Below are 18,828 nucleotides of genomic sequence, written 5' to 3' on the forward strand. Positions count from 1 at the left end.
CCCGTCACTTCTGCTGTTCGATCCGGTAACTGCCGTTGTTGCCCAGGACGAACCGCTCGAGCGGGTAGTAGGTGCGGTAGCAGCCGATCTTGAACACGCACAGCGCGATCTTCGCCTGTTTCACCAGGGTCGCCTCGTAGTGCGCGGACCCGGGGTAGGTCAGCTGGTTCTGGATGAGGCCCTGGTAGTCGGCGACGCCGCCACCGTCCTCCTTCATGTAGTCGTAGTGGCGGATGTTGCTGACGGTCTTGCCGTCGTAGCACCAGTCGACGCGCACGGACCACTTCACCGCGGTGGCGTGGGTGGTGCTGGGGTAGGTGATGTACCGGTCGGCGTTGGTGCAGCTGACTTTCGCCGCCGAGACGACCGGCAGCGCCTTTCGGAACACCCGCACGGCAAACCTCGCATCCGCCACCGTGATCACACAACGTGATCGGCCGGTCAACGGACACGATCGGGGGTCACCCGTCGTTGAGCTGCTCGCGAAGCTCGTGCTTCTTGATCTTCCCGGACCCCGTCAGTGGGAACTCCGTGACGAAGCGCCAGATCCGGGGTGTCTTGTGGGGCGCCAGCTTCTCGCGAACGTGGGCGAAGAGCTCCGCCTCGTCCGCGGTCTCGCCGGGTGCCAGCCGGACGAAGGCCGCCACCTGTTCGCCCCACTCGGGGTCCGGGACGCCGACCACCGCGACGTCGGCCACGGCCGGGTGAGCCAGCAGGGCGTACTCGATCTCGCGGGGGTAGATGTTCTCGCCGCCGCGGATGATCATCTCCTTCACGCGGCCTTCGATGCGGAGGTAACCCTCGTCGTCCATCGTGGCGAGGTCGCCGGTGTGCAGCCAGCCCGCCGGGTCGATGGCCTCGGCCGTCTGGTCGGGCCGGTCGAAGTAGCCGTGCATCACGTGGTAGCCGCGGGTGCACAGCTCACCGACCTCGCCGCGGGCGCGCACGTCGCCGCCGGCGGGGTCGACGATCTTGATTTCGCAGGCGGGCAACGGCTTTCCGAGCGTTTCCGCCCGGTGCGACGGGCTGTCGTCGAGCCGGGTCATGGTGATGCCGGGGGAGGCCTCGGTCTGCGCGAAGACGATGCTCATCGGCACCCCCACCGCGGACTCGACGCGCCTGACGAGATCGGGCGGGACGGTCGCGCCGCCGGCCAGGGCGTAGCGGACGGACGAGAGGTCGGTCCCGGCGAACCGTGGGTGGCCCAGCAGGGCCAGCAACATGGTGGGGACGCCGCCGAACACCACGCCGCGTTCGGCTTCGATCAGGTCCAGCTGCAGCCCGGGGTCGAACCACGGCAGCAGGACCTGGGTGCCCTGCGAGGCGATCGGCGCCAGGGTGGCCAGCACGCAGCCGGCGGTGTGGAAGAGCGGCATCGGGTTGACGAACGCCTCGCCGGGCCGCATGTCCAGCGTGCGCACGTAGGACAGCACCGCGTTGTTCGTGATGCCGCGGTGGTGCAGCACCGCACCCTTGGGCGTGCCGGTCGTGCCGGAGGTGTACTGGATCTGCGCCGGGTCGTCCGGGCTCACCGCGGGCAGCACCTCGGTGGGGGAGCCGGACGCGCGAAACGCTTGCCAGTCCTCGAAAAGCACCGTCTCCCGCAGGCCGGGGAGATCGGGACGCAGCCGGTCGAGCGTCTCCGCCATCGGGTTGCCGCGGTAGTCCGCCACCAGGAAGATCCCCGTCGCGCGCGACTGGCTCAGGACGTGCCGCAGCTCGTCCTCCCGCAGCGCGGGGTTCACGGTGACGAGGGTCAGCCCGGCGAGCGCGGCAGCCAGCTCCAGCACCACCCACTCGGGGATGTTGTTGGCCCACACGGCCACCCGCTCGCCCGGCTGAAACCGGCCGAGCAGCGCCCGGGCTGCCTCTTCGGCTTCCGTCAGCAGATCCGAGTACGACCACCGTCGCCGCGCCCGCGGGTCGGGCACCCCCTCGACCAGGGCCGGCGCGGCCGGGGCCCGCTCGACGGCCTCGCGGAGCAGGGACCCGACGGTCAGCTCCCGCACCGCATCGACGTCCACCGCGGGCGCGTGGGCCAGGTCCGCCATGGTGGCCTCCTCGGATCGGTGTTCCGCCTGCAGTGGTGAGTCGCCATCGATCTCACCACGGTTACCGACCGGGTGATCGCTCCCGGGCCGCTGGTGTTGGTTCGGCGCCGAGATCGGGCCAGGCCCGAGCCAGGGGTTCCGGACCGCTGGGACCACCTCGGCGGCTAAGGGCTCAGAACCTCGGCCGACCGGCCCCGGTAAAGACGGCTGCGATCAGGCGGTCGCCGGTCCGGGTTCGCCGGTGAGGTGAGGCCGTAGCCACGAGTCCCGGAACCGCCGGCGCGACTTCCGCAGCGAATCGCCGCGGAGGTCGGCCGAGCGGTCGGCCCGGGTCAGCCCTGGGCCACCAAATCCCGCACCGCCGGTGCCACCTCGGCGGCGAAGCGGCGCAGGACCTCCGCCGACTCCGCCCGGTACAGGAAGTACGTGTCGATGCGGTGGTTCAGCGTCACCTCGGCCAGCTGCTCGGCCCACACCGCGGGCGGCCCCTGCAGGAACCCGGTGCCGGTGCCGAAGGTGCCCTCGATGTTGTACCCGCGGCGGACATCCTCTGGCGACCGGCCGGCGGCCAGCGCGGCTTCGTCGATGATCTGGTTGGCCGCGGGCAGAGCTTCCGGCGGGAAGAACGGCGAGCTGGGGATCCAGCCGTCGCCCAGGGTTCCCGTCAGGCGCAGCAGCCGTGGCTGGTAGGCGCCGAACCAGATGCCCATCTCGTGCAGTGGCGCGGGGCCGGGCTTGGCGCCGTCGAGCCGGTAGTGCTCGCCCTGGAATTCGACGTCGGTCTTGGACGTCCACAGCGCGCGGATGACGTGGACGGCCTCCTCGAGCGCCTCGATCGACTGGCCGGCGGTGCGGCGCGGGCCGCCCTCCGCGACGACGGCGTCCCACATCTGCTGCGCGCCGGTGCCGAGGCCCAGCTCGAAACGGCCGCCGCTGAGGATGTCGAGGGTCGCCGCCGTGCGGGCCACCACGGCCGGCGGGCGCAGCGGGAGGTTGAGCAGGTTGGGCAGCACCGTGATCCGCGTCGTCCGGGCCACGATGGCCGACAGCAGCGCGAGGGTGTCCAGCCGCTCCGGCCAGTACGGGTGGTCGGACAGGGTGACGACGTCGTACCCGAGCTCCTCCATCAGCTCCGCCAGCCCGACGACGTCCTGCGGGCGCTCCGCGGGCGGCTCCAGCAGGGCCCCGAACCGCACGGCGGTCACCGGGCCGCGCCGATGCGCTCGGGCGTGGCCGTGCCGTGCACCCGTTCCGCGTGCGCCGCGAAGGCCTGCGCGGCCAGGTCGCCGATCACCGAGCTGACCTCGGGCGGCATCGACGCGATGACGTCCCGGACGGTGCCGGGCTCACCCTCGTAGGCCATCAGCCCGAAGATCAGCGGCATCTGCTCCGGCGCGACGTCGGCCGCGCCGGCGGCGATCATCTGGCCCCATTCCGCGGCGGTGATGTGCTTCTCGATGAGCGGCAGGGCCTGTTCCTCCTCGACGGCGAGGTGCTCGACGAGCCGCTCGTGCAGCAGGGTCACCGTCTTCGCGAGCGCCTCGCCCCGCACCGGGTCGGCACTGTCGCGCCACGACGTCAGCTCGGCGCGGACCTCGTCCAGCAGCTCGTCGATGGCGCCGTGCTGGTCCGTCATCGTCCGCACGACGGGCTCGGCGTCGGCGCCCGCCCGCTCGACCAGGCGGTGCCACAGGTGCTCGTCCTCGGCTTCGTGGTGGTGGTGCAGGACGGTGTCGACGAGCCGGACGTGGTCGGCGACGACCGCGGCGCGTTCGACGTCTCCGTCGGCGACGCCGCGGATCAGCGCCGGGGCGAGGCCGATCTCCCGGCGGAACATGACGTGCGCCAGGTACATGTCGCGCACGTCGGCGAGTGGTTCGTGGGTCATGGTCGCTTTTCTAACAGGGGAAAAGCGCTCGGTAACGGAATTGTCCAGGATGCGAATCCGGTTATCCGCGAAGCGTACTCAGCGGTTTCTGGCCGTATTTCGCCTCGTGCGCGGAGGCGAACCGGCCGAGGTGGGTGAAGCCCCAGCGGCGGGCGACGTCGGCGACCGAGGCGGCGGACGGGTCGGCGGCGCGCAGCTCCTCGTGCGCGCGGCGCAGGCGGACGTCGCGGACGTACTCCATCGGCGACATCCCGAGGTGCTGCTGGAACCCCTTCTGCAGGGTGCGCGGGCCGACCCCGCACCGTTCCGCCAGGACCGCCAGGGTGAGCGGCGCCTGCGGGTCCGACTCGATGACGTCGAGGGCGGCGCGGACCGACGCCGGCCGCGCCGCGACGACCGGCCCTGCGAGCGCGGCGGCGTGGGAGTGCGACGCCGCGAGCACGAAACCGTTGAGCAGGCTCTCCGCCAGCGGCGCCGCGACCAGCGGCTGGGACAGCAGCCCGCCCGGGCGCGAGAGCTGCCGGTTGACGGAGAACAGCAGGTCGGCCCAGCTGCGGCCGTGGCCGTCCCGGGTGTTCATCACCGGGTCGAAGGTGACGCGGCCGGACGTGCGGTCGCCGACCAGGCGGGCCAGCGCGGTCTCGACGGCCGGCAGGTCGATCCGCACGCAGAGGGCGCGGTAGCCGGCCGGCCACCGCCCGGTGAACGCCCCGCCGCCGGGCAGGTACACCGCCGACGACCGGCTGTGGACGATCATGTCGACCCCGCGGTGCCGGGACTCGAACCGGCCGGTGATCGGCAGGTGGACGTAGAACCCGGTGCCGACGTCGTCGGTCTCGAGCCGCAGCTCCTCCCGGAACGCGACCTCGCCGATGGTGATCGGCCCGAGCGCGGCGTCCCGGTAGGCGGAAACGGTGACTTCGTCCTGCGGCACGGTTTCGATCGTCGACGTGCGCACGAACATCCGATTCCTCCCCGGCGGTGCGTTCAGCGCATTCCGGGAACGATTTTACCGGCGTGATCAGGAGAGTACGTTTCCCTCCCGATGTGTCTCACGCGGCGCGGTGGACAAGACCTCGTTGAACGCTTCGGTCGACGACGGGTGCGTGTAGATCGCGTCGCGCAGCTCGCTCGCGGTCGTGCCCTGGCGCATCGCCAGCGTGACGAGGTTGATCAGCTCCTGCGAGTCGACGCTCAGCAGCGTGGCGCCCAGGATCAGGTCGGTCTCGCGGTCGACCACGAACTTCATCAGCCCGCGCGTCTCACCGACGATCTTCGCCCGCGGCATCCCGGCGATGTCCGCGACGGCCTTCTCGACGACCTTCACCGGCAGTCCCCGCTCGACGGCTTCGCGCTCGGTGAGGCCGACGCGGGAGAGCGCCGGGCTCATGAACACCGTGTAGGGCACGAACTTCCGGTCCACTGTGGACCGCCGCCCGCGGCCGGTGAGCTGGTCCGTCACGATGCGGCTGTCGTCGAGCGAGATGTAGGTGAACTGCGGGCCGCCGTTGACGTCGCCGACCGCGTAGACGTTCGGGCTGCTGGTGCGCAGGAACTCGTCCACCTCGACGGCACCTGACGGCGTCGTGCGCACGCCGGCCCGCTCGAGGCCGAGCCCCTCGGTGGCGGGAGTGCGGCCGGTGGCCGCGAGCACCTCGTCGGCGGCCAGGGTGTGCGTCTCGCCGCCGGCCTCGTAGGTGATCTCGACGCCGTTCTCGATGTCGCGCACGGCCGTCACATGGGCGCCGGGAACGAACTCGACCCCGGCCCCGCGCAGGATCTCGGTGGCCGCCTCGGCGACGTCCTCGTCCTCGCGCGGCATGATCCGCGGGCCCGCGTCGAGCACGGTGACGGCGCTGCTGAACTGGGCGTACATCGACGCGAACTCCACGCCGACGTACCCGCCGCCGAGGATCGCCAGCCGCTTCGGCAGGTGGTCGAGGTCGATCAGATCGGTGCTGGTGAGCAGGCGCGCGCTGGCGCGCAGGCCCGGGATCGGCGGCACCGTCGGCACGGCGCCGGTGTTGATCACGATCGTCTCGGCGCCGAGTTCGAGCACGTCGTCCCCGGCGGTGACCCGCACGGTCTTGGCGTCCAGGAACGTCGCGCGGCCGGTGATCACCGTGACCGAGTCGATCGTGTCGAGGTTCGCGAAGTTCTTGCCGCGCAACGTGGTGGTGAGCGCGCGGGTGTCGTCGACGGCCTTGCGGTGGCGCTCGGCGGGGCTGCCGGCGCCGGGGTGCTCGGCGTGGTGGACGAGCGCCTTCGTCGGGACGCAGCCGATGTTGATGCACGTGCCGCCGTACATCTGCGCGGACTGCTCGACCATGGCCACCCGCTTGCCGAGCCGTCCCATCGTGGCGGCCAGCGTCTTGCCGCCCTTGCCGAACCCGATGACGATCAGATCGAAGTACTCCATACACTCAGGATTCACCGCGCCGGGAGAGACGACCACGCATGAACAGCTCGACTTCCGTCGGAATCGGCTCATGGACGGCGTGAGCCGGCTCGTCCGGCTGGCCCGGCTCGAGGGCGGCGTGGACGTGCGCTGCCTGCTCGCCGGGCGTTTCGCACTGGACCACCCGGCGGCCGCGCCGGGGGAGGTGCCGTTCCACCTGGTGCTCGACGGCCGGTGCACGGTGACGTCGGGCGCCACGAGCGTCGAGCTGGGGCCGGGGGACATGGTGCTGCTCCCGCACGGCGGCGCGCACACCGTGTCGGCGGCTTCGGGGCGACGGCGGCGCTTCGAAGAGGAGCCGGGGGCGGTGTTCCCGACCCGCCGGACGGTCGGCGCCGAGCCCGAGCTGGACCTGTTCTGCGGCCACTACCGCTTCGAGCCGGGCGCGGGCGCGCTGCTGTTCCGCCTGCTGCCGCCGCTGGTGCACGTCTCGCTGGACGCGCCCGCGTGCACGCTGGCCGGCGTCCTGCGCGGCGAGGCCGGCGTCGACGGCCCCGGCACGGGCGCCATCGTGGCCGCGCTGTGCGACGCGCTGCTCGCGATGGCCCTGCGCAGCCGCCCGGAACAGCGGCTCGGCGAGCCGGCGCTGTGGACCGCCATGGGCGACGACGTCCTGGGCCGCGTGATCGCCGGCATCGTCGACGACCCGGGTGAGGCCTGGACGATCGACCGCCTGGCCGCCGCCGCGTCGATGTCGCGGGCCACGTTCGTACGCCGCTTCACCGCGCGCACCGGCACCACGGTGGCCACCCTCGTGACGGCGATCCGGATGATGGTGGCCGCCGACCTGCTGACCCGGTCGGACCACTCCGTCAGCCGGGTGGCGAGCGACGTCGGTTACCGCTCGGAATCGGCTTTCGGGCAGGCTTTCCACGCCGCGCTCGGCACGTCACCCGGCCGGTTCCGGCGGGAAGCGCTCAGGGTTGTATAACGCCCTGCACGGCGGCTCGTTTCACCGCGTGATGATGCCGGTGAGGACGAGGTCGACCCCGCCGAGGAACTGCTCGCGATCGTCATGGACCCGCATCTGGGCGGCGACCGCCCTGGTGAACGGGTAGTCGTCGGGATCCAGCTCTTCCCAAGCCGTCGCCGCCGCGTCGAGGAACCCGGCGCGGTCCACGCTGGGGTCGAGCTCGCGGGCGCTCACCGCGTTCGCGGCGTTCTGGGCGGCGGCGCCGAGGATGTAGTGCACCAGGGCGGACGTCGCGGTGAACCACGTCTCCTGGGGCACGTCCAGCGCGCTGACCTGCCGGCCGATGCGCTCGAAGATCCGCGGGGTCACCGCTCCCCAGGGGCTGCGGGAGAACTGCGCCGAGAGCTGGGTGGCGAGCCAGGGGTGGTCGTCGATCGCGTCGAACAGGCCGAGCGCGACGGCGCGGATCTCCTCCTGCGGGGAGGCCTGGGACCCGCCGGGCGCCAGGGCCGCCGCGACGACGGCGTCGGTCGCGGCGGCGAGCAGCTCGCCCTTGTTCGCGACGTGCCAGTAGATCGCCCCGGCGCCGGTGGCGAGGCGCTCGGTCAGCACCCGGAAAGTCAGCCCGCTCTCGCCCGCGGTGTCGAGCAGCTCGACGGCGGCTTCGACGATGCGTTCGCGGGAGAGTGCGTCGGTGCGCCGCTGGGCCCGGTGTGTCGGAGATGGCATGCCTTCAGTTTGACACATCTGGAACGGTGTTCCAAGATGGAACGACATTCCAGAGAATCCGAAGGAGTCACCATGAACACCCACGTCACGATCATCGGCGCCGGCCTCGGCGGCCTCACCCTGGCTCGCGTCCTGCACGTCCACGGCATCCCGGCCACGGTCTACGAGGCCGAGGCGTCCCCGGCCGCCCGCACGCAGGGCGGGATGCTGGACATCCACGAGCGCAACGGGCAGCTCGCCCTCGAGGCCGCGGGCCTGACGGCCGAGTTCCGCAACCTGATCCTGGAAGGCCGCGAGGCGACCCGCGTCCTGACCCGGGACGGGACCGTCCTGCTCGACGAACCCGACGACGGCACCGGCAGCCGCCCCGAAGTGCAACGCGGCGAACTGCGCCGCGTCCTGCTCGACTCGCTCCCGGAGGGCACCGTCCGGTGGGGGCACAAGGTGAGCGGCGTCCGCACCCTCGACGGCGGAGGCCACGAGATCACCTTCGCCGACGGCACCACCGTCGTCGCGAGCCTGCTGGTCGGCGCCGACGGCGCGTGGTCCCGGGTCCGCCCGCTGCTGTCGGACGCCGTGCCCGAGTACGTCGGCACGTCGTTCGTCGAGACCTACCTGTTCGACAGCGACACCCGGCACCCCGACAGCGCGAAGGCCGTCGGCGGCGGGGCGTTGCTGTCGGCCGAGCCGGGGAAGGGGATCCAGGCGCACCGGGAGAGCGGCGGGAACCTGCACACCTACGTGGTGCTGTCGAAGCCGCTGGACTGGTTCGCCGACATCGACTTCACCGACCAGGCCGTCGCCGCGGCGCGGATCGCGGGGGAGTTCGAGGGCTGGACCCCGGAGCTGACGGCGCTGATCACCGACGGCGAGACCCCGCCGGTCCTGCGCCCGATCCACACCCTGCCGATCGGGCACCGCTGGGACCGCCTGCCGGGCGTGACCCTGCTCGGCGACGCGGCCCACCTCTCACCCCCGAACGGCGAAGGCGCCAACCTGGCCATGTACGACGGCGCGGAACTCGGCAAGCTCCTCGCCGCCCACCCGGACGACACCGAGGCGGCGCTGGCGGAGTACGAGCAGGCGCTCTTCACCCGCAGCGCGGAGGAGGGGGCGGAGGCGGCCCGCGACTTCGAGATCTGCTTCGGCGAGAAGACGCCCCAGAGCTTGATCAACCTGTTGACCGGGCAGGAGCAGGTCTCGTAAGCCTTGGCAGTCGCGGGGTGCTGTGGCTCTGACCGGTCAAGCGCCGCCTCGGCGTTGGCGCAGCAGTTCGGCGCCGAGGGAGTACGGCGGGGCCGCGGCGGCGGACCGGGCGGCGTGCTCGACGATCGCGTCCTCGATCCAGCGCTCGCCGTCCGGCCGGGGGTACGCGGCGTAGACCGGCTCCAGCACTGCGGCGTCGAGGCCGGTGAAACGACCGGCGTCGACGAAGACTCCTTTGTGGGTCAAGGAAGTCAGCAGGCCACGGCGGTCGGCGATGCCCAGGGACGAGTGCAGGGCGATCGCCTCCCAGACGCGGTCGACCTCGGCCGCGGCGACGCCGTGCTCGGTCAGCACCGACGCGGCCAGGTCCGCGCCCTCCACCTCGAACCGGGCCTCGGCCGTCGCGAGGGAGCCCAGGCCCAGGTCGTGCAGCACGCAGGCGGTGAAGAGCAGGTCCTCGTCGTAGGCCGCGTCGCGCACGCTGCCGTCCTGCCCGGCCAGCAGGCGGGCGAACAGGAAGCTGCGGACGCTGTGGTCGGCGATCGCGGCGCTTTCCGATTCCCGGGCCAGGCGGAGGCTCGCCTCGGCGAGCGGCCCGGCGGGCAGGGCGAGTGTGTCGTTCATGCCGACGACCGTAGGAGCCGGCCGCGGCCGCCGGAAGTGGCCCGAGCGCCAACCGGCGCTATGATCGGGCCATGACGACGGACAGTCGGCACCAGGTGGCGGTCCTCGTCCTGCCCGGGGTGCCGGCGCTCGAATTCGGCATCGCGGCGCAGATCTTCGCGACGGATCCCTACTACGAGATGACCGTGTGCACCGACGGTGGCCCCGGGCCGGTGCCGGGCGACGGGTTCACCGCCACCGCCACGGCCGGCCTCGAAGGGCTGGCCGGCGCCGGCACGGTGCTCGTCCCGGGTTTCGAGGGCGTCGCGACCCCGCCGCCGTCCGGTGTCCTGGACGCGCTCCGTGCGGCGCACGCCCGCGGCGCCCGGCTCGTCTCCATCTGCACGGGCGCGTTCGCCCTCGCCGCGGCCGGCCTGCTCGACGGGCGCCCGGCGACCACGCACTGGCAGTACGCCGACCTGCTGCACCGGCTGTACCCGCGCGTCGAGGTGCGGGCGGACCGGTTCTACATCGACGACGGCGACATCCTCACCTCCGCCGGCGTGACCGCGGGCGTCGACCTCGGCCTGCACCTGGTCCGCCTCGACCAGGGGCCCGCGGCCGCCAACCGCCGCGCCCGGTTCCTGGTCGCCCCGCCGCGGCGCACCGGCGGGCAGGCGCAGTTCATCGAGCAGCACCGCGCCGAAGCGACCGGGGACCGGTTCGCGCCGCTGCGGAGCTGGATGCTGGCCCACCTCGCGGAAGACCTCAGCATCGACGTCCTCGCCCGGCGCGCCCTCGTGTCGCGCCGGACGCTCATCCGCCGGTTCCGCGACGAGACCGGCACGTCCCCGATGGCCTGGCTGGCCGACGCGCGCATCGACCGCGCGCGCGAACTGCTGGAGACGACCACGACGTCCGTCGAGCGCATCGGCCGGCTTTCCGGGCTGGGCGCGCCGTCTTCGGTCCGGGCGGCGTTCCACCGGCACCTCGGGACGTCGCCGCAGGAATACCGGACGCTTTTCCGGCACGGCGGCCCGTCGGGGAATTCCTGACCGGCACCATTCGGCTCAATGGAGCAAGGCAATCACCCGTCGCGTTGCGTACCGGGAAGGGAAAACGCGGGAATCGTCGTCGGCGTGATTCATTGACGGTGGTCGAAACCGTCGATTAATTGTTGTTACGCCGCTCGACGCTGTTCACTCGATCGTGTAAGCCTCGCAGTGCTTGCCTGGCGCGGATAGGCGAAAAGTAGCGGGAGCTGTAAGGTCTCCCGGCGAGAGAGCAACCCGAATGGATGATCATCGTGTCGGCTGCCCATTTTCAGGCCATTTCGAGCCGGGCGCCGCGCCCTGTCGCCGAGCCTTTCCGGAGCAGAAAGAATGAACATTGGACTTCGACGCATTGGCTGGTGAACTGCGCACCCTCCGGGAAAGCGTCGCCGGGGTGACCGATACCGTCTTGGCCGCGGTCGACGGGATTCCGATCATCGCCGACGCGGCCGAGGGCATCGATCCGGCGAAGATCTCCGCGCTCGCCGCCGCCGATCTCGGGATAGCGCGCCAGGCCGCGCACGTGACGGGGCAGGGCACGCTCAGCCAGACCGTGGTGTTCAGCAGCGAGGGTTACATGGCGGTCTACGCCATCGGCCGGCTGGCGCTGATGGTCGTCCTGGGGGACAAGGGGCTCAACGTCGGGCGGCTGCTGTTCGAGTGCCGTCCCGTCATCGAGCGGATCAGCTCCATCCTGGCCGCCTGATGCCCGGCGCACATCGGGAACGCGAAGGCGCCGACCACCATTTCACAGAAGGAAGTGACGACATGATGAACATCGACACCGCACTGAAGGAAGCCATGTCCATCGCCGGCGCGGTCGGCGTCGCGCTGGTCGACTACGAAAGCGGGATGTCGCTCGGCACCAGCGGCGGCGGCGAATGGCTGGACCTGGACATCGCCGCGGCCGGCAACACCGAGGTCGTGCGGGCGAAACTGCGCGTCATGTCCTCGCTGGCGCTCAACGACACCATCGAGGACATCCTCATCACGCTGCACCGCCAGTACCACCTGATCCGGCTGATGAACGGGGGGTCGTCCCGGAACCAGCTGTTCCTGTACCTCGTGCTCGACCGCGACCGGGCGAACCTGGCGCTGGCCCGCCACTACCTCAAGCGCATAGAAGCCGACCTGCAGGTGTGACGGCGGCCGCGAGCGCGGCACGGCAGCGGGTGCGGACCACCCGCCAGGGGAGGAGACGGCGTTGACCGGAGGCGGATCCGGCGCCGCACTCGTCATCGGCTCGGCGTTCATGGACGACATCGGGTCGCTGTTCCCGGTGCGGATGAGCCTCGCCGGCGAGGACCTCGAGTTCACGTTCGTGCTGGCCGAACACCCGCCCGGCGGGGTCGACCAGTGGGTGCGGCGGTGGTCGGGCACCGGCATGGCCGGCCGGGTGCCCCGCTTCTTCGCCGACGCCGGCGGCCGCCGGATCCGCGTCGAGCTCGCCGGAACCGCGGTCCGGGCCGTGATCGTCGTGCCGGCCGAGCTGACGGCCGGTGCGGTGAACGCCCCGAACCTGGGACGCTGGCAGGACCAGGTGCCCACGACGCTGAAGATCGCGCTCGACGAGGTCGGGCGGATGCTCTTCCGCTGCCACCACTACGGCGGCGGCACCGAGCCGCTGATCGACCTGGAGCTCGCCTACCGCCCGGTGGCCCACTACGACACCCGCGTCGCCGAGGCCCACGAGTCGGCGAGGGGCTGGGTCCCGCCGGTCCGCCCGGTACTCGGCATGCGCTGGCGCGCGGTGACTCCCGCGCAGCGCAAGGTCTTCGCCGACGACCTGCCCGACGTGACCTCGGCCCGGCGGTGGATCCGCCGGCGCCGCACCGCGCGGATCATGGGCATCGAGGTGGAGCTGCCCCCGTGATCGGCGCGTGGCGCCCCGCCCCCGAACCGTGTGCGGGTTCCGGGGCGGGGCACCGTCGTGGTTCCCCGGCAGGTCGGCGGCCGGGTTGGGCGCCGCAGGTCAGCGCAGGGGTGGATCGGCGCCGTCGCGCCGGTTGCGGCTTTCCTGCTGTGCTGCGGCCGGGGTCGTGGCAGCAGTTCGGTGCGGGGGTGGTTCCGCTGTGTCGCGTCGGTTGCGGCTTTCCTGCTGTGCTGCGGCCAGGATCGCCGCAGCAGGCCGCCGCGGCGGTGGCTCTGCTGGCGCCGCACCGCGCGGATCATGGGGTACCGCGGTCGTGGTTGGCGTGTGGGTGCCCGCCTCGGCGCCGTGTGGGTTTCGCGGCGGTGGCCGCATCGCGCGGATCAGGGGCATCTAGATGAAGCTGCACCCGTCGCGCGATGCCCACCCCGGAACTGTGTGCGAGTTTCGAGGTGGGCCGCCGGGCCGTCTTCACGCCGGTCGCCGCCTCCCCAACAGCACCACAGCCACGAGCGCGGCCAGGCAAGGAGCCAGCCCCGTCCAGGCCAGCGCCGGGGGCAGGCCGGGGTCGCCGGAGGTGTCCGTGATCAGCAGCCCTGTCAGCCCGATGCCCGTGCCGAGCACGAACAGCGCCGCCGTTGCGGCGCGGGCCCAGCGCTTGCCCGCCTTGACGGCCCACGCCGTGCCGAGCCAGGCGGCCACGCCCAGCGCGCCGACGACCGACAGCAGGACCAGGTAAGTCGTGACCGCCGAGTCGACCTGTGCCGGGCCGTAGGCCGGATAACCGGCCCGGACGTGGTCGGCCAGCAGCCGGGTCGTGAACGGGACGATCGTTGCGACCACGGTGAGCGCGAGGCCCGCGTAGATCGCCGTGACAGCCGGCTTCCTCATCTCTCACGCTCCCAGCGACGTGCGGAGGAACTCGAGGATCTCCGCCCGCGCGGCTTCGGCCTGCGGAGCCACGCCCGGCATGCTGAGGAAGGCGTGCCCGGCACCGGGGTACTCGGTCAGCTGCACCCGCGTCCCGGCGTCGCGAAGCCGGGACGCGTACCGGCGGCCGTGGTCGGCCACCGGGTCGTGGGTCGGCACCACCACCAGCGCCGGCGCCAGACCGCCCAGGTTTTCGGCGTACAGCGGGGAAAGCGCGCGACCGTCGGTCCCCGCCGGGACGGCCAGCCGCTGGAACAGCTTCAGCTGCGGCACGGTGAGCGTCGGGCTGTCGCCGTACTCGGTGACCGAGGCGTAGTCCAGGAACGTCCCGGTGACGTCGACGGCCGGGTTCACCAGCACCTGCGCCCGCAGCCGCACCCCGGCGTCGCGGGCCCGGATTGCCGCCAGGGCGCAGATCAACGCTCCGCAGCTCTCGCCGAAGACGGCCGTCCGTGCCGGGTCGGCACCCCAGGCACCGGCGTGGCGCAGCACGTCCCAGCCGTCGTCGGCGGCCGCCGGGAGTGGGGTGCCCGGGTCCAGGAGTCGGTGCTCGACCGAGACGACGACCGCGGGCAGCCGCGCGGCGAGGTGACTGTTCACCCAGTCGCTCTGCACGGCCGTGCCCACGAAACCGCCGCCGTGCACGTGGACCACGAGCGGGAGCCCGGTGCCCGACGGCCGGTACACCCGCACCGGCAGGTCGCGGCCGGGCAGCGAGCGCCACTCGATTTCGGCGCCGGGATCGGGCTCTCCGGTGATCACCCGCGCCGCGACCGAAGCCCGGGCGCGGTTCTCCGCCTCGCGATAGGCGACGAGCTCCTCGGCGGTGATCGTCAGCCAGTCCGGCTCCGGCGGGCGCGCGACGGCGGTGGTCTCGCTCATGGCGTTCTCCTTGGTTTCGCTACCTGAGGTATCGATACCTATCGTAGCGAAACTCGGTATCGTGTGGCCATGACTTCCGCGACCACCTCCGGCCGGCCGCCCGGGCGTCCCCGCATCGGCGTCAACGCCGTGGTCTTCGCGGCCACGCTGAGCACGGTCCACGATCTGGGCTACGCGGCGGCCACCGTCGAGCGCATCGCCGCCGCGGCCGGCGTCGCCAAGACGACGGTCTACCGGCGCTGGCCGTCGAAGGGCGAGCTGATCGTCGACTGCCTGCTCGACGCGTTCGGCCCGCTGCCGCTGGAGAGCGCCGGCCGCACCGAGCTCATGGCGTCGGCCATCCGCTGGATCGCGGCGAAGATCGGCGAGCCCGGCGTGGGCGACGCGTTCGCGGGCGTGTTCAGCGACGCGGTCAGCGACCCGGCTCTGCGCGCGATCCTGGCCGCCCGGCTGCAGGACCCCTACCGGCTCGCGCTCCAGGACGCGCTCGGCGAGCCGGAGAGCCGCGTCCTGTTCTTCATCGACGTCGTCGTCGGGACCCTGCTCCACCGGATGGGCATGACCGGCGTCCCGATGGCCGACGCCGACATCGCGGCCCTGGCCGAGATGGTCCTGCGCCACTTCACCGACGGCACCGGTCCGGTGTAGGGCCTGATCACACCGGGGAATCAATCCGGCCTCCGGACGTTGGACGGAGCGTGAAGAAGATTGGCTTCCTCTCGTTCGGCCACTGGTCGGCGAGCGCGCACTCCGAGACGCGGTCCGCCGCGGACTTCCTGCACCAGTCGATCGACCTGGCGGTCGCGGCCGAGGAGCTCGGCGTCGACGGCGCCTACTTCCGCGTGCACCACTTCGCGCGGCAGGCGGGCAGCCCGTTCCCGCTGCTCTCGGCGATCGGCGCGCGGACGTCGAAGATCGAGATCGGCACCGGCGTGATCGACATGCGCTACGAGAACCCGCTGTACATGGTCGAGGACGCGGGCGCCGCCGACCTCATCTCGCGGGGCCGGCTGCAGCTCGGCGTGAGCCGGGGATCCCCCGAGCAGGTGATCGAGGGCTGGCGCTACTTCGGGTACGCCCCCGCCGACGGCGAGACCGACGCGGACATGGCCCGGGAGCGCGTCGAGGTCTTCCTCAAGCTCCTCGAAGGTGACGGGTTCGCCCAGCCGAACCCGCGGCCGATGTTCGCCAACCCGCCGGGCCTGCTGCGGCTCGAGCCGCACTCCGAGGGCCTGCGCGAGCGCATCTGGTGGGGTTCCAGCTCGAACGCGACGGCCATTTGGGCCGCGAAGCTGGGCATGAACCTGCAGAGCTCCACGCTCAAGGACGACGAGACGGGCGAGCCGCTGCACGTCCAGCAGCGCAAGCAGATCGAGGTTTACCGTGAGGCGTGGAAGGAGGCCGGCCACGAGCGGGAACCGCGCGTGTCGGTCAGCCGCAGCATCTTCGCGCTGACGAACGACCTGGACCGCGCCTACTTCGGCCGCGACCGCAACTCCCGCGACCAGGTCGGCATGATCGACGAGAACACCCGCGCCATCTTCGGGCGCTCGTACGCCGCCGAGCCGGACGAACTCGTGCGGGAGCTCAAGGAGGACGAGGCGATCCAGGCCGCGGACACCCTGCTGCTGACCGTCCCGAACCAGCTGGGCGTCGACTACAACGCCCACGTGCTGGAGAGCATCCTGACTGACGTCGCCCCGGCGCTGGGCTGGCGCTGACGCTCAGGCGGGGCAGCCGAAGTCGCGCCAAGGGGCGGTGGCCGTCAGCAGGTAGGCGTCCACCGCCGCGCGGGTGCAGGCCGTGCGCTGGTAGACGCCGTGGCCCGAACCCTCGTACGTCAGCAGTGTCGTGTTCGCCGGGGCCTGGTGGTGGATGTCCTGCGCCCAGGCGTACGGGGTCGCCGGGTCGTAGCGGGCGTTCACCAGCAGGACCCGCGGCGCCCGCGTGATGTCCAGCCGGTGCGGCGGGTTCGCGGGCGGGCCGGGGATGCCCAGGCACGCGGTGGCTTCGCCGTGGCTGAGCGGGCTGCCCCGCATGATCGGCCCGCGCCGCAGCTCTTCGGCCCGCATCGCCGAATACTGCGCGAAACTCCGGATGCGGAGGTCGAAGTCCTGGCAGACGACCGCGCGGCGGATCGAGCCGTAGTTCGCTTCGAACTGGGCCCGCATCGGGGACTGCCCGGCCGCGGTGTCGGCGATCAGGTGCGCGGCGTCGTCCCAGTTCGGGCCGTACATGTCCGAGAACACCCAGTCGCGCAACCAGTTGTGCTCCAGCGGCATCGCGTCGGCGGCGGCCAGCGCCCGCTCCCAGGCCGCCCGGACGTCCTGGCCGTGTAGCGCGCACGACGCCGTCGAGGCGCACCACGCCGTGAACTGCCCGAACAGCTCGTCGGCCGCGGTGGCCCGGTCGCCGGCGAACCGCGTGAGGCCGACGCTGTGGTCGATCGAGCTGTCCAGCACCATCGCGCGGACGTGGTCGCCGAACTTCTCCGCGTACTGCTGGCCGAGCAGCGTGCCGTAGGAGATGCCGTGGAAGCTGATCTTCTGCTCGCCGAGCGCGCGGCGGACGGCGTCCAGGTCCCGGGCGTTGACGCCGGTGTCGGCGTGGTCGAACACCGGCAGGTTGCTCGCGCGGCAGTCCGCGTTCGCCTGCCGGGTGTACCGCAGCAGGGCAGCGAACTCCGCCTGGTCGGCGGGCTCGTCACTTGGCGCGCCGGGCGGGTCCTCACACCGGATGAACGCGCTGTGGCCGGTGCCCCGCAGGTCGACGCCCACGACGTCGAACCGGGCCCGGATCTCCGGGCTGAAGTAGCCGGGGGACAGCGCGAACTCCGTGCCCCACGAACCGGGGCCGCCGGCGTCGGCCAGCAGCACGCCGATCCGGTGCGCCGGGTCGGTCGCCCGGTGCCGGGCCACCGCGAGGTCGAACGACGGCCCGTGCGGCCGGTCCCAGTCCAGCGGCACCCGCAGCGTCGTGCACTCGCCGTCCGGGGGAACGGGGTTGTCCGGGTCGCCGGGGCAGGCCCCCCACGTGACCGGGGACGGCGACCAGCCCGCGTCCGCCAGCGCCGGGGTGGTGCCGGTCAGCAGGAGTGCGCTCACGACGATCGCTCCGAAGACCCGCAAGGTCCCTCCCCGTATCGCCGGTGACTTTCCGACCGTAGGGGTGACACGGTCAAGACCACAAGCGTCAGCGTCCGGTGGTCCCGTCGAGCAGCTCGCGCAGGATGTCGGCGTGCCCGGCGTGCCGGCCGGTCTCCTCGATCAGGTGGGTCAGGGTCCAGCGCCGGGACGCGCGGCGCGGCCCCGGCGCCCCGAGGTCGTCCCAGCCGTCGATCACCTCGTCCGCCCGCGCGGCGGTCTCGCGGTAGGCGTCGAGGAGGTCGTCGGCGGTCTCGGCCGGCGCCGGCCGGAAGGTCGCCTGCCAGTTCTTGACGGGTTTTCCCAGCAGCCAATGGGCTTCGACGTGCGTGAGGTGCTTGACCAGGCCGAGCAGGCTCGTGCCCGAGGGGACACCGGGCGTGCGCACCTGCGGCTCGGGAACGCCCTCGGCCTTGGCGGCGACGGCGTCGCGGAGGTAGCCGAGAAAACCGAGCAGGACGTCCTTCTCGGCGGCTCCGGTGGACGGCGGTCCCGCGTCGCGTTTCCTGGTCATCGGTTCGGCTCCCGTCGCACGAGGAGCACGTGGTCGGTGACCGTTGCCGTCCGGCCATCCGGTCCGGTCGCCACGCGTTGCGGCGAGTCCGCGCGCTCGACGGAAAACCGCGCCGGGTCGAGGTCGAAGGTGGGGCGCGGGAAATCCGCGTCCTGGTTCCAGGACCACGGCGCCGCCGACCCGTGGTCGACGACCAGCAGGAGCCCGCCGGGCCGCAGCGCGTCCGTGGCCCGGCGCAGCACCCGCTCGCGCGCCAGCGGGAACGGCGTGTGCAGGTACTGCGCGGAAACGAGGTCGAACGTGCCGTCCGGGAACGCCTCGGCCAGGTCGATCCGCACCGGCGTCACCGGCAGGCCGCCCGTCCGCTGCCGCAGCGACTCGATCGCGGGCGAGGCCAGGTCGGCCGCGGTGACCCGCCAGCCCCGCCGGGCCAGCCAGAGCGCGTCGCCGCCGGAGCCGCAGCCCAGGTCGAGCGCGGTGCCGGCGGGCAGCGGGCCGGCGACCTCGGCCAGCAGCGGGTTCACCCGCTCGGCGGGCGGGTTGCGGTAGTGCTCGTCCCAGAACCGGGTTGCTTCGTCGTGCATGCCCC

The 18,828-nt window shown here is 72.3% G+C and carries 21 protein-coding genes; 8 read left to right on the plus strand and 13 right to left on the minus strand.

Going from position 1 to position 18,828, the window contains the following annotated elements:
- Positions 1–4 precede the first annotated feature (4 nt).
- From VA596_RS13400 to VA596_RS13425, 6 genes are all read right to left on the minus strand, one after another.
- Positions 5–394: a hypothetical protein gene (locus VA596_RS13400; RefSeq protein ID WP_323326766.1), complete on the minus strand. Its 390-nt coding sequence runs from the start codon at positions 392–394 to the stop codon at positions 5–7.
- Between the two features lie 67 nt (positions 395–461).
- Positions 462–2,051 carry an AMP-binding protein gene (locus VA596_RS13405; RefSeq protein WP_323326768.1) on the minus strand — a complete coding sequence of 530 codons (1,590 nt, stop codon included), beginning with the start codon at positions 2,049–2,051 and terminating at the stop codon, positions 462–464.
- A gap of 332 nt (positions 2,052–2,383) precedes the next feature.
- Positions 2,384–3,247, minus strand: a complete 864-nt coding sequence (locus VA596_RS13410) for an LLM class flavin-dependent oxidoreductase (RefSeq protein ID WP_323326770.1) — start codon at positions 3,245–3,247, stop codon at positions 2,384–2,386.
- A 5-nt stretch (positions 3,248–3,252) separates the two neighbouring features.
- Positions 3,253–3,939 carry a hemerythrin domain-containing protein gene (locus VA596_RS13415; protein WP_323326772.1) on the minus strand — a complete coding sequence of 229 codons (687 nt, stop codon included), beginning with the start codon at positions 3,937–3,939 and terminating at the stop codon, positions 3,253–3,255.
- Between the two features lie 61 nt (positions 3,940–4,000).
- A complete protein-coding gene (locus VA596_RS13420) occupies positions 4,001–4,903 on the minus strand; it encodes a helix-turn-helix transcriptional regulator (protein ID WP_323326775.1) in 903 nt (300 codons plus the stop codon).
- Positions 4,904–4,960: 57 nt separating this feature from the next.
- A complete protein-coding gene (locus tag VA596_RS13425) occupies positions 4,961–6,358 on the minus strand; it encodes an FAD-dependent oxidoreductase (protein WP_323326776.1) in 1,398 nt (465 codons plus the stop codon).
- A gap of 70 nt (positions 6,359–6,428) precedes the next feature.
- Between VA596_RS13425 and VA596_RS13430 the strand changes: the two genes are divergently transcribed.
- A complete protein-coding gene (locus VA596_RS13430; RefSeq protein WP_323326778.1) occupies positions 6,429–7,328 on the plus strand; it encodes an AraC family transcriptional regulator in 900 nt (299 codons plus the stop codon).
- A 21-nt stretch (positions 7,329–7,349) separates the two neighbouring features.
- Here the strand turns inward: VA596_RS13430 and VA596_RS13435 are convergent, their stop codons facing one another.
- A complete protein-coding gene (locus tag VA596_RS13435) occupies positions 7,350–8,039 on the minus strand; it encodes a TetR/AcrR family transcriptional regulator (RefSeq protein WP_323326780.1) in 690 nt (229 codons plus the stop codon).
- 72 nt (positions 8,040–8,111) lie between these two features.
- On the opposite strand from VA596_RS13435, the gene VA596_RS13440 reads away from it, so the two are divergent.
- A complete protein-coding gene (locus VA596_RS13440; protein WP_323326782.1) occupies positions 8,112–9,245 on the plus strand; it encodes an FAD-dependent oxidoreductase in 1,134 nt (377 codons plus the stop codon).
- A 36-nt stretch (positions 9,246–9,281) separates the two neighbouring features.
- Here VA596_RS13440 and VA596_RS13445 read toward each other — a convergent pair whose 3' ends face one another.
- Positions 9,282–9,869, minus strand: coding sequence for an HD domain-containing protein (locus VA596_RS13445; RefSeq protein ID WP_323326784.1), 588 nt, complete (start codon positions 9,867–9,869; stop codon positions 9,282–9,284).
- A gap of 71 nt (positions 9,870–9,940) precedes the next feature.
- Here VA596_RS13445 and VA596_RS13450 point away from each other — a divergent pair, with 71 nt between their 5' ends.
- The 4 genes from VA596_RS13450 (at position 9,941) to VA596_RS13465 (ending at position 12,773) form a co-directional block, all read left to right on the plus strand.
- On the plus strand, positions 9,941–10,903 hold the full coding sequence (locus tag VA596_RS13450; protein WP_323326786.1) for a GlxA family transcriptional regulator: 963 nt from the start codon (positions 9,941–9,943) through the stop codon (positions 10,901–10,903).
- 334 nt (positions 10,904–11,237) lie between these two features.
- Positions 11,238–11,606, plus strand: a complete 369-nt coding sequence (locus VA596_RS13455) for a roadblock/LC7 domain-containing protein (protein ID WP_323326788.1) — start codon at positions 11,238–11,240, stop codon at positions 11,604–11,606.
- A gap of 65 nt (positions 11,607–11,671) precedes the next feature.
- Positions 11,672–12,043, plus strand: a complete 372-nt coding sequence (locus VA596_RS13460) for a hypothetical protein (RefSeq protein WP_323327745.1) — start codon at positions 11,672–11,674, stop codon at positions 12,041–12,043.
- Between the two features lie 61 nt (positions 12,044–12,104).
- Complete coding sequence (locus tag VA596_RS13465) at positions 12,105–12,773, plus strand: hypothetical protein (RefSeq protein ID WP_323326790.1); 669 nt, start codon at positions 12,105–12,107, stop codon at positions 12,771–12,773.
- Positions 12,774–13,241: 468 nt separating this feature from the next.
- On the opposite strand, the gene VA596_RS13470 is transcribed toward VA596_RS13465, so the two are convergent.
- Together VA596_RS13470 and VA596_RS13475 are read right to left on the minus strand one after the other, a co-directional pair.
- Positions 13,242–13,661: a hypothetical protein gene (locus VA596_RS13470; protein ID WP_323326792.1), complete on the minus strand. Its 420-nt coding sequence runs from the start codon at positions 13,659–13,661 to the stop codon at positions 13,242–13,244.
- Between the two features lie 3 nt (positions 13,662–13,664).
- The gene (locus VA596_RS13475) at positions 13,665–14,582 is read right to left on the minus strand and encodes an alpha/beta hydrolase (RefSeq protein ID WP_323326794.1); all 918 of its coding nucleotides are present in this window, start codon (positions 14,580–14,582) and stop codon (positions 13,665–13,667) included.
- Between the two features lie 69 nt (positions 14,583–14,651).
- Here VA596_RS13475 and VA596_RS13480 point away from each other — a divergent pair, with 69 nt between their 5' ends.
- The gene (locus VA596_RS13480) at positions 14,652–15,230 is read left to right on the plus strand and encodes a TetR/AcrR family transcriptional regulator (protein WP_323326796.1); all 579 of its coding nucleotides are present in this window, start codon (positions 14,652–14,654) and stop codon (positions 15,228–15,230) included.
- Positions 15,231–15,280: 50 nt separating this feature from the next.
- Positions 15,281–16,303 (plus strand): LLM class flavin-dependent oxidoreductase, encoded by a 1,023-nt coding sequence (locus VA596_RS13485; RefSeq protein WP_323326798.1) that lies wholly within the window; start codon positions 15,281–15,283, stop codon positions 16,301–16,303.
- 3 nt (positions 16,304–16,306) lie between these two features.
- On the opposite strand, the gene VA596_RS13490 is transcribed toward VA596_RS13485, so the two are convergent.
- From VA596_RS13490 to VA596_RS13500, 3 genes are all read right to left on the minus strand, one after another.
- Positions 16,307–17,710 carry an alpha/beta hydrolase gene (locus VA596_RS13490; protein WP_323326800.1) on the minus strand — a complete coding sequence of 468 codons (1,404 nt, stop codon included), beginning with the start codon at positions 17,708–17,710 and terminating at the stop codon, positions 16,307–16,309.
- Between the two features lie 64 nt (positions 17,711–17,774).
- Positions 17,775–18,239 (minus strand): DinB family protein, encoded by a 465-nt coding sequence (locus VA596_RS13495; RefSeq protein ID WP_323326803.1) that lies wholly within the window; start codon positions 18,237–18,239, stop codon positions 17,775–17,777.
- A complete protein-coding gene (locus tag VA596_RS13500; RefSeq protein ID WP_323326805.1) occupies positions 18,236–18,823 on the minus strand; it encodes a class I SAM-dependent methyltransferase in 588 nt (195 codons plus the stop codon). The genes VA596_RS13495 and VA596_RS13500 overlap by 4 nt, the downstream gene beginning before the upstream one ends.
- Positions 18,824–18,828 lie beyond the last annotated feature (5 nt).

It is taken from the genome of Amycolatopsis heterodermiae (assembly GCF_034929455.1).
GTDB lineage: Bacteria > Actinomycetota > Actinomycetes > Mycobacteriales > Pseudonocardiaceae > Amycolatopsis > Amycolatopsis heterodermiae.